General features: G+C 62.7%; 14 protein-coding genes. 9 read left to right on the top strand and 5 right to left on the bottom strand.

The annotated features are described in order from the left end of the window. Positions 1 to 18: 18 nt before the first annotated feature. The gene (locus ACZY1F_RS09630; protein ID WP_463941491.1) at positions 19 to 936 is read right to left on the bottom strand and encodes a LysR family transcriptional regulator; all 918 of its coding nucleotides are present in this window, start codon (positions 934 to 936) and stop codon (positions 19 to 21) included. A gap of 180 nt (positions 937 to 1,116) precedes the next feature. Between ACZY1F_RS09630 and ACZY1F_RS09625 the strand changes: the two genes are divergently transcribed. The 7 genes from ACZY1F_RS09625 to nrdF all read left to right on the top strand — a co-directional run bounded on the left by ACZY1F_RS09625 (position 1,117) and on the right by nrdF (position 8,980). Further along, the gene (locus ACZY1F_RS09625; protein ID WP_463941490.1) at positions 1,117 to 2,499 is read left to right on the top strand and encodes an NAD(P)/FAD-dependent oxidoreductase; all 1,383 of its coding nucleotides are present in this window, start codon (positions 1,117 to 1,119) and stop codon (positions 2,497 to 2,499) included. Next, complete coding sequence (locus ACZY1F_RS09620; RefSeq protein ID WP_463941489.1) at positions 2,496 to 3,227, top strand: DUF1365 domain-containing protein; 732 nt, start codon at positions 2,496 to 2,498, stop codon at positions 3,225 to 3,227. Before ACZY1F_RS09625 ends, ACZY1F_RS09620 begins: the two co-directional genes overlap by 4 nt. Then, positions 3,224 to 4,597: a class I SAM-dependent methyltransferase gene (locus tag ACZY1F_RS09615; protein WP_463941488.1), complete on the top strand. Its 1,374-nt coding sequence runs from the start codon at positions 3,224 to 3,226 to the stop codon at positions 4,595 to 4,597. Before ACZY1F_RS09620 ends, ACZY1F_RS09615 begins: the two co-directional genes overlap by 4 nt. A 354-nt stretch (positions 4,598 to 4,951) precedes the next feature. Continuing rightward, a complete protein-coding gene (gene nrdH, locus ACZY1F_RS09610) occupies positions 4,952 to 5,197 on the top strand; it encodes a glutaredoxin-like protein NrdH (protein WP_013601222.1) in 246 nt (81 codons plus the stop codon). A 57-nt stretch (positions 5,198 to 5,254) separates the two neighbouring features. Beyond that, positions 5,255 to 5,728: a class Ib ribonucleoside-diphosphate reductase assembly flavoprotein NrdI gene (nrdI, locus tag ACZY1F_RS09605; protein ID WP_463941487.1), complete on the top strand. Its 474-nt coding sequence runs from the start codon at positions 5,255 to 5,257 to the stop codon at positions 5,726 to 5,728. Between the two features lie 65 nt (positions 5,729 to 5,793). After that, positions 5,794 to 7,914: a class 1b ribonucleoside-diphosphate reductase subunit alpha gene (nrdE, locus tag ACZY1F_RS09600; RefSeq protein ID WP_463941573.1), complete on the top strand. Its 2,121-nt coding sequence runs from the start codon at positions 5,794 to 5,796 to the stop codon at positions 7,912 to 7,914. Between the two features lie 91 nt (positions 7,915 to 8,005). Next, positions 8,006 to 8,980, top strand: coding sequence for a class 1b ribonucleoside-diphosphate reductase subunit beta (gene nrdF / locus ACZY1F_RS09595; RefSeq protein WP_024368367.1), 975 nt, complete (start codon positions 8,006 to 8,008; stop codon positions 8,978 to 8,980). A 194-nt stretch (positions 8,981 to 9,174) separates the two neighbouring features. Here nrdF and ACZY1F_RS09590 read toward each other — a convergent pair whose 3' ends face one another. From ACZY1F_RS09590 to ACZY1F_RS09580, 3 genes are read right to left on the bottom strand one after another with little or no spacing between them, the layout of a single operon-like run. Next, positions 9,175 to 9,942, bottom strand: a complete 768-nt coding sequence (locus ACZY1F_RS09590; protein ID WP_463941486.1) for an SCO1664 family protein — start codon at positions 9,940 to 9,942, stop codon at positions 9,175 to 9,177. After that, positions 9,942 to 10,496 carry a DUF3090 domain-containing protein gene (locus tag ACZY1F_RS09585; RefSeq protein ID WP_463941485.1) on the bottom strand — a complete coding sequence of 185 codons (555 nt, stop codon included), beginning with the start codon at positions 10,494 to 10,496 and terminating at the stop codon, positions 9,942 to 9,944. Before ACZY1F_RS09585 ends, ACZY1F_RS09590 begins: the two co-directional genes overlap by 1 nt. Positions 10,497 to 10,520: 24 nt before the next feature. Continuing rightward, complete coding sequence (locus tag ACZY1F_RS09580; protein ID WP_463941484.1) at positions 10,521 to 11,213, bottom strand: MSMEG_4193 family putative phosphomutase; 693 nt, start codon at positions 11,211 to 11,213, stop codon at positions 10,521 to 10,523. Between the two features lie 287 nt (positions 11,214 to 11,500). Between ACZY1F_RS09580 and ACZY1F_RS09575 the strand changes: the two genes are divergently transcribed. Both ACZY1F_RS09575 and ACZY1F_RS09570 read left to right on the top strand, forming a co-directional pair. Next, the gene (locus ACZY1F_RS09575) at positions 11,501 to 12,322 is read left to right on the top strand and encodes an MBL fold metallo-hydrolase (RefSeq protein WP_463941483.1); all 822 of its coding nucleotides are present in this window, start codon (positions 11,501 to 11,503) and stop codon (positions 12,320 to 12,322) included. Positions 12,323 to 12,379: 57 nt separating this feature from the next. Next, positions 12,380 to 13,117 (top strand): VOC family protein, encoded by a 738-nt coding sequence (locus ACZY1F_RS09570; RefSeq protein WP_463941482.1) that lies wholly within the window; start codon positions 12,380 to 12,382, stop codon positions 13,115 to 13,117. 54 nt (positions 13,118 to 13,171) lie between these two features. On the opposite strand, the gene ACZY1F_RS09565 is transcribed toward ACZY1F_RS09570, so the two are convergent. After that, the gene (locus tag ACZY1F_RS09565) at positions 13,172 to 14,302 is read right to left on the bottom strand and encodes a PDDEXK nuclease domain-containing protein (protein ID WP_463941481.1); all 1,131 of its coding nucleotides are present in this window, start codon (positions 14,300 to 14,302) and stop codon (positions 13,172 to 13,174) included. Between the last annotated feature and the right edge of the window lie 110 nt (positions 14,303 to 14,412).

The following is a 14,412-nucleotide window of genomic DNA, read 5'->3' as shown; positions in this document are numbered from 1 at the left end:
GCTTTTCCAGCATTCCGGCTAATTGCCTGAGGACCCCGCAGCGGCCATGGTTTCGGCGAGCAGGTCCACAAACAGCTGCACCCGGGCAGTCTTCTTCTCATTGATGAGCAGGGCAAACACGTTCCGCGCCAGCCGGATCTCGGGAACGTCAAGCACCACAACGCCGGCCGGCCGGTTCCTCAATGCGAGCTCAGGCACCAGTGCAGCGCCCAGTCCGGCGGCAGCCATTTCGAGGCTTGCATGGAAATCGTCGCTGTGGGCCACCACGCGCGGATACAGGTTGCAGCTGGCAAAGAGCCGTTCGATCACTACGGCGTCAGGGCTCCCGGGATGGTGCATGATCCAGGGCAGTTCGGACAGATGGTCCGCCGCCACCTTGGCGTCAGTGCGGAACCCCCAGCCCGCGGGCAGCACCACGCGGAAGTTGTCGTCGCCGATCCACTGCCGGTTGATTGTGTGCGGCCAGGCAAGCCCGGACTGGCCCACCTGGAAAACGAGCGCCACATCCAACTCTCCGCCCGTACGTAGCCCCTGGATGGTCTGGGCCGGCTCGGCCACGGACACTTTGAGGTCAATGCCCAGGTCTTTCCACGCCGGATCCTTCAGGATGCGCGGGAGGACGTAGGTGGCCAGGCTGGGGAAGATTCCCAGCCGCAGCTCCTGGCTTGTGCTGCTGTGTGTCTTGGAGGCCGCCGCCATCAGGGCTTCGATGTCCGTCAGGACCTTCGCGGCGTGCCTGGTTATCACCACCGCTGCTTCCGTGGGGACCACGCTGCGGGCCGAACGCTGAAACAAGACCACGCCTGTCTCGCGTTCCAGGGCGGACATCTGCTGGGAGACAGCCGACGCTGTGTACCCCAGGCGTGCCGCTGCGGCCGCAAACGAGCCCAGCCGGGTAACTTCAAGGAGAGTCTTCAAATGAACGGGATTTACCAACGCAGTCCTTCGGTCAGGGCCGCCTAAGCACCGCGTTGTGCCGGTTCCGGGGGGCCCGCTTCATTCTGGCACAAAGAATAACTTCAAACTCAGTCATCCACCGGCCCCACGGCGTCGAACTGCCCCTAGAGAGTTTGCACCGAGCAAGCGAACATGCAGTCCGAGCAGGGGAGCAGAACAGTGTCTTTGGCAGGGAACTCGACCTTCAAGCCGCAGGGACGGCGCATCGCCGTTGTGGGCAGCGGAGTGGCCGGCCTGACGGCCGCGTACGTCCTGAACCGGCACGACAACGTCACCCTTTTTGAGGCGGACAGCAGGCTGGGCGGCCACGCCCACACCCACAATGTCGCACAGCCGGACGGGTCAACGCTCGGCATCGACACCGGCTTCATCGTCCACAACGAGCGGACCTATCCCACCCTGCTGCGGCTGTTCGCCGAGCTGGGCGTGGAGACGCAGGACTCCGAAATGAGTATGTCTGTCCGCTGCGATGGCTGCGGCCTGGAGTACGCCGGGGCCCGTGGGGGCGGCCGCGGCATCATCGCCGGCCCGTCCAGCCTGCTGCGCGGACGCTACCTGCTGATGCTGCTGGAGGTCATGCGCTTCTACCGCAAGGCCCGCGCTCTGGTGGAGTCAGCTCCAGCGTCCGGCACCGGCCCTGGTGCGGGCGACGCGGAGCTGACCCTCGGTGACTTCCTGGCCAAGGAACGCTTCAGCAAGTACTTCATCTCCCATTTCATGACTCCGGTGGTCAGTGCGGTCTGGTCGTGCGATCCCACCACGGCACTGTCCTACCCGGCGCGCTACCTCTTCACGTTTTTGGGCCACCACGGCATGCTGGGCGTCAAGGGTTCGCCGCAGTGGCGGACCGTCACCGGCGGTTCGGGGCAGTACGTGGAGAAGTTGGCCGCCACGCTCCCGGACATCAGGCTTAGCAGTCCGGTCACCGCTATTCGGCGCCACGCCCTCGGCGTGGAAGTTGACACCGATCACGGTGTGGAGGATTTCGAGGCCGTGGTCATTGCCACGCACCCGGCCCAGGCCCTGAGCTTCCTCGCGGACGCCACGCCGGCAGAAAAGGAAGCCCTGGGGCAGATGCCGTACTCCGTCAACCACACCGTTTTCCACCGGGACCCGGCCGTCCTGCCCGCCGCGGACAATGCCAGGGCGTCCTGGAACTACCGTCTCCCGGACTGCGAAGCCCGCCCGGACAAGGTCCTGGTCAGCTACGACCTCACCCGGCTGCAGCGACTGGAGCCGGCGGATGGCCAGCCGTACCTGGTGAGCTTGGGGGAGTCCGAGCTCATCGCGGAGGACCGGGTGCTGGAACATTTGGTCTACGAACACCCCCAGTACACCCCCGAATCTTTGCGGGCACAGCAGCGCATTGCGGCCCTGAGTGATGACCGCATCGCATACGCCGGCGCCTACCTGGGCTGGGGGTTCCATGAGGACGGCGCCCTGGCCGGGGTCCGTGCCGCCGCGAGCCTGGGACGAACTTGGGATACGCCCGCGACTCAGGCATCCGAGCCCGAACTGCTCTCTGCCTCGGAGGGCGCATGAGCTCAACGGCAGCCATCTACCGCACGTCCATTTCCCACGTGCGCCAGAGTCCGCTGAAGAACGCGTTCACGTACCGGAGCTACAGCTGGTTTGTGGACGTGGACCGGCTCCCCGTCCTGCCCTGGATCATGCGGCCGCTGGCCGTCTTCCGGGCCGACGACCACCTGGGCGATCCCGGAGCCACCATCCGCAGCAACGTGGAACGGTTCCTGCGGACCCGGGGGATGGAGCCCGACGGCGGGGCCATCCGGATGCTGACCAGCGCCCGGGTCTTCGGGCACGTCTTCAACCCACTCACCCTCTTCTGGTGCTACCGGATGTCCGGCGAGCTGCAGTGCGTGATCGCCGAAGTCCACAACACCTACGGCGAACGCCACTGCTACCTCCTGGAAACGGATCCTTCCGGCCGGGCCAGCGTGCCCAAGGCCTTCTACGTTTCACCGTTCAATGACGTTGACGGGCAGTACCGGATGAAGCTGCCCGCACCGGAGCAGCGGCTGTCCGTCTCCATCGTCCTGGAGCGGGAAGGGCACCGGCCGTTCGCCGCAACCATGGACGGGCACCGGCGCCCGGCCACCGTCAGGAACATCCTGGCAGCCGCCATTGCCGTCCCCGCCGCGCCGCTGCTGGTATCGGCGCTGATCCGCATTCAGGGCATTAAACTCTGGGCAAAACGCCTGCCAGTCATCAAAAAACCACATCACCCCTCACAGGAGGCAGTCCAATGACCATGACCGATGAAAACGGAACAGCTGCAACTGCGGAGGTTTCCGCCGCGAAGTCAGCCGCACGGCACCCGGTGACGGCGCATACTGCGGCCGGGGTACCGGCGTCGCCGGCCACGATCGATCCGGACGTGTGGCCCGGTGTTGCCCACGCGCCGTCGGGCACTAAAGCACTGGTGGCGGGCAAGGCCGCAGGCCTTCTGTTCAAGGCGGCCGTGCGGCGGCTACCAATGCGCGTTGCCTACCCGGACGGTTCGGTCCTGGGCGCCGGCGGCCTGGAGGCGCCGGTGATGACCATGCTCAGGCCGGCAGCGTTCGAAGCGCGCATCGGTGACAACGGCCTGATCGGGCTGGGCGAGTCGTTTATGGCGGGGGACTGGGAAGCGTCAGACCTCGCCGGGGTGCTGGAGGTCTTCGCCGCGTCCGTGGACACGCTGATCCCCGCACCGCTGCAGAAGCTCCGGACCCTGTACCTGCCACGGACGCCCCGGCAGGAGCGCAATGAAGAGCACAACACCCGCAGCAACATCTCGCGGCACTATGACCTGTCCAACGAGCTCTTCTCCAACTTCCTGGACACCACCATGAGTTACTCCTCGGCGCTTTTCCCGCTGAGTGACGGTGCGCTGGACTCGGTCCCGTGGGACGCGTTGGCGGAGGCCCAGCAGGCCAAGATTGACAGGCTGCTGGACAAGGCCGGCGTCGGATCGGGCACGCGGCTGTTGGAGATCGGAACCGGCTGGGGTGAGCTTGCCCTCCGGGCAGCAGCCCGCGGTGCCACGGTCTACAGCGTGACGCTCTCCAGTGAGCAGCGTGCGCTGGCGCAGGAACGGATTGCGGCCGCCGGCTTTGCAGAGCAGGTGACCGTGGCGTTGCAGGACTACCGCGCCGTGGAAGGCGAGTTCGACGCGATTGTGTCAGTGGAAATGATCGAGGCGGTTGGCTATGAGTACTGGCCCATCTACTTCCAGACCATCGACCGCGTGTTGGCCCCGGGCGGGAAGGTGGCCATCCAGGCCATCACCATGCCGCACGGCCGTATGCTGGCCACGCGCAACGCCTACACCTGGGTGCACAAGTACATCTTCCCCGGCGGCTTCCTGCCGTCCGTGCGGGCCATCGAAAGCGTGACCCAGCAGCACACCACACTCCGGGTGCGGGAGCGGATGGGGCTGGGCGATCACTACGCCGCGACCCTCCGCCTCTGGGAGGAGCAGTTCATGGCGCGCTCACAGGAGGTGGGCGAACTGGGGTTCGACGCCGTTTTCCAGCGGATGTGGCTGTTCTACCTCTGCTACTCACGGGCGGGATTCCAGTCCGGCTACCTGGACGTGCAGCAGATTGTCCTGGACCGCCGGGAGGCTCAGCTGTAGCTGGTTAGGTTCATCACGTCGCAGGGGTCCGGAAGGTATCTTCAGGGCCCCTTTTGCGTGCCCGGCACTAGATGTAGTGGTCCGCATACTAAGCGCGACACGCCGCCCAGCACGCGACACGCGGGGGGTTAATTGTGGCTAAGTACTCCACAGGGTGTGGATTTCGTCCGCAAAAACGGCGGGATTCCGGCCATTTTGAGAGGGCTTGCCTGTGGATTAAAAGTGCATTAAATGACATACTTGTAATACATCATCTTGGGGTTCCGAAGAGCCGTCTGCACTACATGTAGTATCGACGTACAGCTTGGGCAGGACTAAGACGAGCGAAGATTTCGATAAAAGGGGACAGGGACAATGACCGTTACGGTTTACACCAAACCTGCGTGTGTACAGTGCAACGCAACCTACCGTGCGCTGGACAAAAAGGGCATCACTTACCAGAGCGTTGACATCTCCCAGGACGCCGAGGCCCTCGAGCGCCTGAAGGCGCTGGGCTACATGCAGGCACCTGTTGTAGTCACGGACCAGGACCACTGGTCAGGCTTCCGCCCGGACAAGATCGAGGAACTGGCACTGTCTGCCGTTTCCTCCGTGGCCTAAGGCCTTACACTTTTCGCCAGCCGGCATCTTTCAATCCGCACACATGAGGTGACTCCCGTGTCAGCACCGGCAGTAGTCAGGGCCCAGGTGGCCCCGTTGCCGCCTGACCCCACACGGAGCCAGCTCATCTACTTTTCCTCCACCTCCGAGAACACCAGCCGATTTGTCGCGAAGCTCGGACGTGAGCTGGCACGGATCCCGCTCCAGGCAAAGGATGCACCCCTTCTCGCCACCCGGCCGTACGTGCTGGTAGTGCCGACCTATGGGGGCACCGGGGGAGAGGGCTCCGTGCCCAAGCAGGTAATCCGCTTTCTGAACGACCCGCAGAACAGGCAACTGATCCGTGGGGTTATCGGTGCAGGCAACACAAACTTCGGGGACAACTTCTGCATGGCAGCGGACATTATTGCAGCCAAGTGCGATGTCCCCCGGCTTTACAGATTTGAACTTATGGGCACGCCAGAAGACGTCGCCCGCGTACACAATGGATTGGACACGTTTTGGACACGACTGTCGCAGACACAGAAGTAACCAGGGCCGCAGGCCAGGGCACCGCCGCTGCCGAAAAGCGGAGTGCCGCCGTCGAAAAGCCCGAGATGCCGGCCGCCTATAAGGGGCTGGGCTATCACGAGCTCAACGCCATGCTGAACCTGTACGGCCCCAACGGAGAGATCCAGTTCGAGGCCGACCGCGAAGCTGCACACCAGTACTTCCTGCAGCACGTGAACAACAACACCGTCTTTTTCCATGACCTGGAAGAGAAGCTCGACTACCTGGTCAAGAACCAGTACTACGAGCGCGAAACCCTCGACCAGTACACGATGAACTTCATCCGCGAGCTCTACAACCGCGCGTACAAGAAGAAGTTCCGCTTCGAAACCTTCCTGGGCGCGTTCAAGTTCTACACGTCCTACACGCTGAAGACGTTCGACGGCAACCGCTTCCTGGAGCGCTATGAGGACCGCGTCTGCATGGTGGCCCTGCACCTGGCCCGCGGCGACGAAAAGCTCGCGCTGCAGATGGTGGACGAGATCATCGAAGGCCGCTTCCAGCCGGCCACCCCCACCTTCCTGAACGCCGGCAAGCGCCAGCGCGGCGAGCTGGTTTCCTGCTTCCTGCTCCGCATCGAAGACAACATGGAGTCGATCGGCCGGTCCATCAACTCTGCGTTGCAGCTGTCCAAGCGCGGCGGCGGTGTGGCGTTCGCGCTGACCAACATCCGTGAAGTCGGCGCCCCGATCAAGCAGATCGAGAACCAGTCCTCCGGCGTTATCCCCGTGATGAAGCTCCTCGAGGACAGCTTCTCCTACGCCAACCAGCTCGGTGCCCGCCAGGGTGCCGGCGCCGTGTACCTGCACGCGCACCACCCGGACATTTACCGCTTCCTGGACACCAAGCGCGAGAACGCGGATGAGAAGATCCGCATCAAGACCCTCTCGCTGGGCGTTGTCATCCCGGACATCACGTTCGAGCTGGCCAAGAAGGACGAGGACATGTACCTGTTCTCCCCGTATGACGTCGAACGCGTCTACGGCATGCCGTTCTCCGATGTCTCGGTCACCGAGAAGTACTACGAGATGGTGGACGATTCCCGGATCAAGAAGACCAAGATCAAGGCGCGCGAGTTCTTCCAGACCCTCGCCGAGATCCAGTTCGAATCCGGCTACCCGTACATCATGTTCGAGGACACCGTGAACCGGGAAAACCCGATCGACGGCAAGATCATCATGTCCAACCTGTGCTCGGAGATCCTCCAGGTTTCCCAGCCCACCACGTACCACGATGACCTGTCCTACGACCAGACCGGCAAGGACATTTCCTGCAACCTGGGTTCGCTGAACATCGCCAAGGCCATGGACAGCCCGGACTTCGGCCTGACCATCGAAACGGCCGTCCGGTCCCTCTCGGCAGTCTCGGACATGTCCAACATCACCTCCGTGCCGTCCATCGCCCGAGGCAACGACCAGTCCCACGCCATCGGCCTGGGCCAGATGAACCTGCACGGCTACCTGGCCCGCGAGCGGGTCCACTACGGCTCCGAAGAGGGCCTGGACTTCACCAACATCTACTTCTACTCGGTGGTGTACCACGCGGTCCGCGCCTCCAATCTGCTGTCCATCCAGACCGGGCAGACCTTCGGCGGCTTCGAGAAGTCCAAGTACGCCTCGGGCGAGTTCTTCGACAAGTACACGGAGCAGGAGTGGGTGCCGCAGACCGAGAAGGTAGCGGAGCTGTTCAAGAACATCCACATCCCCACCCAGGATGACTGGCGCGCGCTGAAGGCTTCGGTCATGGAGCACGGCATCTACAACCAGAACCTGCAGGCTGTCCCGCCGACGGGCTCGATCTCCTACATCAACAACTCCACCTCCTCGATCCACCCGGTGGCGTCCAAGATCGAGATCCGCAAGGAAGGCAAGCTGGGCCGCGTGTACTACCCGGCGCCGTACCTGACGAACGACAACCTGGAGTACTACCAGGACGCGTACGAGCTCGGCTACGAGAAGGTCATCGACACCTACGCCGCCGCCACCCAGCACGTGGACCAGGGCCTGTCCCTGACGCTGTTCTTCAAGGACACCGCCACCACGCGCGACATCAACCGGGCCCAGATCTATGCCTGGAAGAAGGGCATCAAGACCATCTACTACATCCGTCTCCGCCAGCTCGCGCTGGAGGGAACTGAGGTGGACGGCTGCGTCAGCTGCATGCTTTAATCTTCAACTAAATCTGGACGGTACGACGGCGGGCGCCCGCCCGCCGTCGTACGCTTAACTTCAAAGAACAACCCAACTTTTAGGGGATGACATGACCGAGAAGGTCAAGCTGCTTAGCCACGTCGAAGCGATCAACTGGAACCGCATCCAGGACGATAAGGACGTAGACGTCTGGAACCGCCTGGTCAACAACTTCTGGCTGCCGGAGAAGATCCCGCTGTCCAACGACGTTCAGTCGTGGGCCACGCTGACCCCGGACGAGCAGCAGCTCACCATGCGCGTGTTCACCGGCCTGACCCTGCTGGATACCATCCAGGGCACCGTGGGCGCCGTTTCTTTGATTCCCGACGCCATCACCCCGCACGAGGAAGCCGTCTACACGAACATTGCGTTCATGGAGTCCGTGCATGCCAAGAGCTACTCCTCGATCTTCTCCACGCTGGCCTCCACCAAGGAGATCGACGAGGCATTCCGCTGGTCCACCGAGAACGTGAACCTTCAGAAGAAGGCCCAGATCGTCATGGACTATTACCAGGGCGACGATCCCCTAAAGCGCAAGGTTGCTTCCACGCTGCTGGAATCCTTCCTGTTCTACTCGGGCTTCTACCTGCCCATGTACTGGTCCTCACGGGCCAAGCTGACGAACACGGCCGACCTGATCCGCCTGATCATCCGCGACGAAGCCGTGCACGGCTACTACATCGGCTACAAGTTCCAGAAGGGCCTGGAGGGCCTCTCCGAGGAGCGCAAGCAGGAGATCAAGGACTACACGTTCGAGCTGCTGTTCGAACTCTACGAAAACGAAGTCCAGTACACGCACGACCTCTACGACTCCGTTGGCCTGGCCGAGGACGTCAAGAAGTTCCTGCACTACAACGCCAACAAGGCACTGATGAACCTGGGCTACGAGGCCATGTTCCCGGCTTCCGTCACCGACGTAAACCCGGCCATCCTCTCGGCCCTGTCCCCGAATGCTGACGAAAACCACGACTTCTTCTCGGGGTCAGGTTCGTCGTATGTCATCGGCAAGGCTGTCAACACTGAGGACGACGACTGGGATTTCTAGTCACACACACGCGTCGATCGAGACCGCCGAGATCCGGAACTGGGCGATACGGAAACGGCCTCACACGTATTATGTGTGGGGCCGTTTTGCGGTTTGCCAGCTAGCTCGTTCGCGTCCTTGGGCAACGAATCCACGTACGCCCTCGACGGGGTCCGGCCTTGCAGCAGCGTTTTCACGATGAAGTCGCGATTCCCTTAGAACAGTGGCCAGGGCACCGCCGACATCTCACCGCTCGGAGCCGGGAACCGACGCGCCAAGCGCAACCGGGCGCAGCGCGCGGCGACCGACGCAATTTCTTCGGCGCTGAGCAGGTCCGCCAGGTTGCGGCCCAGCTCACCGTCCAGTCCTTCGCTGACACGATCGATGCCCGCAAGTTCCTCGCCGGTCAGAGCGTCTCCCAGCCACCCCCATAGCACCGTGCGCAGCTTGTGGTCACGGTGAAAGGTAAGCCCGTGGTCCACGCCGTGCCGGTGTCCGTCCGTGATGGCAAGGATGTGATCGCCTTTGCGGTCGGCGTTGTTCACGACGACGTCGAACACCGCCATGCGCCTGAGCGCCGGAGAGTCCTCGTGAATGAGGGCGACCATCCGTCCATTCTCATCCTGACCCTCGAGGACGTGTTTCCAGCCGATCTCCGGTACGTCGTCCGACGCAACGAGGTCTACCGCGTTCTGGTCGGGGTCTGTCTCCTGCCACAGCTGCACCATCCCCTCTCCGAACGGACCTTCGCGCAGCCAGGTGCGTGGCACCACGTTCCAGCCGAGGACCTCTGAAACCAGGTAGGCGGCAACCTCCCGGTAGCCAAGGAAGCCGTCGGGAAAATCCCACAGCGGTTTTTCCCCGGCTATCGGCTTATAGACGACTTTCGTGTCCCCGATGCTGCCCAGGAAGGTGGCGTTCGACGCCGTCGTTATGCGCCCAGTCAGCGTCAGCTCGGCCGTAAACAGGTTGGGCGCCGGCATCAGACCTCGGGCCGAGTGCAGACGTGCCCGTCGGCGTCTACGGGATAACCGCAGAGCGGGCACGCGGGACGCCCGGCGCCCACAACCTCACGCGTGCGCTTAGCGAATGCGCGGGCGGTGCCAACCGGCATCCGCACCAGCAGCATTTCGGCCACGTCAGAGTCGTCCTCATCAAGCGATTCACTGTTGTTATCAGCTTCGACATCGGTGATCGGATAGGCCTCTATCACGACCTGCGCCGTCGTTGGGTCCCAACCTAAACTCATGGCGCCGGTCCGAAACTGCTCCTGAACGGCTTCGAGATGGTCATTGTCAACCAATTCAATGGGGGTACTGGTGGGAACGCTGTGGGGGTTGCCCTCGACGGTGAGAAGGTGGTCCAGAATTTCGTCGACTTTATCGGCGAGCAGCGCCGACTGCTGCTTCTCCATGGCGATACTTACGATCTGAGTCCCTGCACGCACCTGCAGGTAGAACGTGCGTGCCCCCGGAAGGCCAGTGGTGCCAACGACGACCCGATCAGGCCAGACAAACTCATGAACACGTGTAGGCATATAAGCATTTTAGGCCTATGAGCTTCATGGTGCCCTATGCCCTGCGCCGCCGCCCACCGGCGCGTCGCCAGAGTAAACGCCGTTCGACAGCCACGAAAGATCCCCCGCGTCGGTGTTGGTCGCGTAGACGCTCGGCCGGCTGGGTCCGTAGCGCACGATCGATACGGAGGCAGGGCCCACGTTAATGCGTTGGAACAGGTCGAGGTGCATGCCAAGAGCGTCAGCGACAATTGATTTGATAACGTCACCGTGACTCACCGCCACCCATACGGCTCCTGGCCCGTACTCGGCTTCGAAGGCTGCATCGTGGCGTCGAATTGCTGCTACCGCCCGCGCCTGCATCGCGGCCATGGATTCCCCGCCGGGAAAGATGACAGCGGACGGCTGCGATTGCACAGCCGACCACAGATCTTCGGTTGCGAGATCACTGAGCGTGCGGCCCTGCCACTGGCCGTAATCGCACTCGGTAAGATCGGTTTCCAACGGCGCGTGCGGAGTGCCAGCCTGGCGATCAAGGATGAGTTGAGCGGTCTGCTGACAACGCTCGAGAGGGCTCGATACCACCGCAACTACGGGCACGGCTGCGAGCCGCTCTCCGGTCAGAGCCGCCTGGTCGCGCCCGATCTGGTCCAGGCTGACACCGGCGGCCCGACCGGCCAGCAGTCCCGTGGCATTGGCTGTGGTGCGGCCGTGCCGCACGAGGATAACTGTCGCCATCCACCCAGCTTAACCATCCGCTCGACGGCTGTGTTTACCCACCAGGCGTCAGTGCGGTTGGTTCTGGGTCCACGGCTACCGGTGGATGCGCTCTCGCCAGCCTGCCGGTACCTTGTCTGCCGGTGCAGGTGCCGGCTGCTCCGGTGGTCTGGACTGCCTTGACCGCTGCGTCCATTGGGGCACCCCGACCGCGGCTCTCCCGCTTCTGCCCATAGTGCTTGCCATGTACTACCGCCTGCTAATACCGTCTCGACGAGGGGTTGCAAACCACAAGCGGAAGGCATCTCATGCTGAAGGAAGTCGCTGAGGAAGTTCTCGTTCACGAGAGCGAGTTCATCCAGAGTAATTCCGTTGTTGTGCAGGGCAGGGCCGGTGTCTTGCTGATCGACCCCGGGATAACGGTCGGCGAGATGTCGGCCCTCGCGGATGACCTTCGCGTGTTGGGCCAGCCCGTAGTGGCCGGTTTCTCGACCCATCCTCACTGGGACCACGTGCTCTGGCACCCGGACTTCGGTGACCCACCCCGGTACGGCACAGCCCGCTGCGCGGCATCCATTCAGGGTGTGCTCTCGCGCTCGAACTGGCGTGACCTCGTCGCCGAGGGGCTGCCGCCCGAGTACGCCGAGGACATCCCGATGGAACTGCTCGGGCTCATTAGTGGCCTGCCCGCCGAAGCTGCGCAGGTCCCTTGGGATGGCCCGGCGGTCCGGATCCTTGCGCACCAGGGCCATGCCCCAGGCCATGCGGGTTTGCTCATCGAGGAGCGCGGCGTCCTGGTTGCCGGAGACATGCTTTCTGACATCCTGATTCCGTTCCTCGACCTTGAGGCCGCGAATCCGATCGAGGACTACCTCGCCGGGTTGCGGCTGTTCGAAAGCGTGGCGGATGACGTCAGTGTCGTCGTCCCAGGGCACGGCTCAATTGGCGGGGCCGATCAGCTGCGAGCACGCATTGAACAGGATCGCGCGTACGTGGAGGACCTGCGGGACGGTCGGGTTAGCGACGATCCGAGGGTCGGTCCAACGGCGCCGTTGGATTGGCTGGCCGACGTGCATCAGTGGCAAGTCCAGCGGCTTGCCGCAAAGGAGCAGAACGAGACGCCCGAATAGTCCCAACAGTACGGGCTCCTCTCATATCGCTGGCTCTTCGGTATAGGGTCGGGTGGTATGGCGCTACGACTTGTTCAGGTGAATTTCAAGGCTCGTGATGACTCAGCTCTCGGCCGGTTCTGGGCGGAGGCGCTCGGCTGGGGTGTCTCCAGTGAAGGACCCGGAGTGACCAATGTTGAACCCGTAGGCTTCGCCTGGCCGGACCCCAGCGCCGTGTGCGTTGATGTCGTCACCGTCCCGGACCCTGAGTCAGTGAAGTACCGCGCGCACCTCGATCTCGCCACCACCTCTACTGCCCATAAGGCGGAGCTGGTCGCGCGCCTGTTGGAGCTCGGTGCGACGCCCGCCGACGTAGGCCAGGGTGATGTGCCGTGGACAGTCCTGGCTGACCCGGAGGGCAACGTGTTCTGTGTTCTGGAGCCGCGACCGATCTACCGGGACACCGGGCCGATCGCCACAGTGGTGGTTAATTGCGCGAATCCAAGGGCAATGGCCCGGTTCTGGGGCGAGGCTACGGACTGGACCCTGCACGAGGTGAACGACGATCATGCGAGGCTGCGTTCGGCCGCGGGTGTCGGGCCGTATCTGGAGTTCCTTGGCAAGTCCGGACCGGAGACCGTGTGGAACCGGGTCCACCTCGACCTGATGCCGTATCCCGGTGAGGATCAAGCGGCAGAGGTGGCCAGGCTGCGGGCCCTCGGCGCCACCGAGGCCGACGTCGGCCAGGGCGATGTGTCCTGGGTGTGCCTCGCCGACCCGGAAGGCAACGAGTTCTGCGTCCTCACCCCGGGCTGACGCAGAGTCTCGGCTAGCTACCCAAGAGCATAGGACAGGCTATTTCACTAGATCTCACTGTGAAAAGTCTTGCGAAAGCTCGGCTTCGATGTCGCTGATGCTGGGCAGAGTGGATGCGAATTCCTCGGGGAGCGACTCCACGATTTCGGTTTTCCACTCGGAGACACCAATGGGCATTTGCGTCGTGCGGAGAGCGTACTCGGCCACGAGATTGTCCTTGGACTTGCACAGCAGGAGACCAATAGTGGGTTTGTCATCGGTGTGGGCCAGTAGGTCATCCACTGCCGCCATGTACATGCCAAGCTGGCCAAGGTATCCGGGTTTGAATTCGGTAGCCTTCAGTTCGATCACCACAAAGCAACGAAGTTTGAAATTGTAGAAAAGCAGGTCCGCAAAGAACTCCTGGGCGTTGATCTGCAGTTTCACCTGCCGGCCCACGAATGCAAATCCTTGGCCGAGTTCCAGCAGGAACTTTTGAATGTGGTCGACCAGCTGATTCTCGAGTTCGCGCTCATTGCGCCTGTCCGTCATGGCGACGAAATCGAAGACGTAAGGATCCTTGAACGACTGCTGCGCCAGGTCGGAATCCTCGCGTGGCAAAATCGCCGTGAAATTCGTGACGGCCTTTCCCGTGCGCTCCATGCGCTTGGACTCAATGTGATGCACCAGGACATTCCTGGACCAGCCATGCTCGACGGCGGCTGCCGCGTACCAGAGGCGGGCTTCGGTATCGCTCCCCTTGTCGAGCAGCACCATCTGGTGGCCCCACGGCAATTGTGCAGCAGGCTGCTGCACAATTTCGTCCTTCGACCAGGCGGCTGCGAACGCCCGCATGTACTTTAGGCTGCGAGGGGAAAACCCTTTCGCTTCAGGAAACTGCTGGCGCAGATCGGCGGACAAACGGTCAATGACCTTGGATCCCCATCCTTCGGACTCCTGGCGATCGAGAATGTCCCTGCCGATGGCCCAATACGTTTGGATGAGTTGCTGGTTCACGGCAGCAAGCGATCGACGCCGGCCCGCTGCGACATGCCCGGAAACCGACGAAAGCAAGGCCGGATACCACTCCGGCATAGTTCTCGTTGCTGGGATCCCTGGGAACGACGCGCCATCGGAATGCTTTCGCGTTCCGGGACCCAGGCCCATCTTGCTTGAACCAGTGTTCTGGTTAGTTGGCGTCGACATGAGTGGCCCCTTCCATAGTCGGTCTACTTGCCTCGAAGCTACCCAGGGGGTCCGACAGTATGGCCCTACGAGCAGGGCGGGCATTTTCCGTTCGCTCAATTTGATGCTCG

It is taken from the genome of Pseudarthrobacter xylosi (assembly GCF_055412765.1).
The sequence above is the reverse complement of the archived record's forward strand: the minus strand, read 5'-3'. Positions and strand labels throughout refer to the sequence as shown.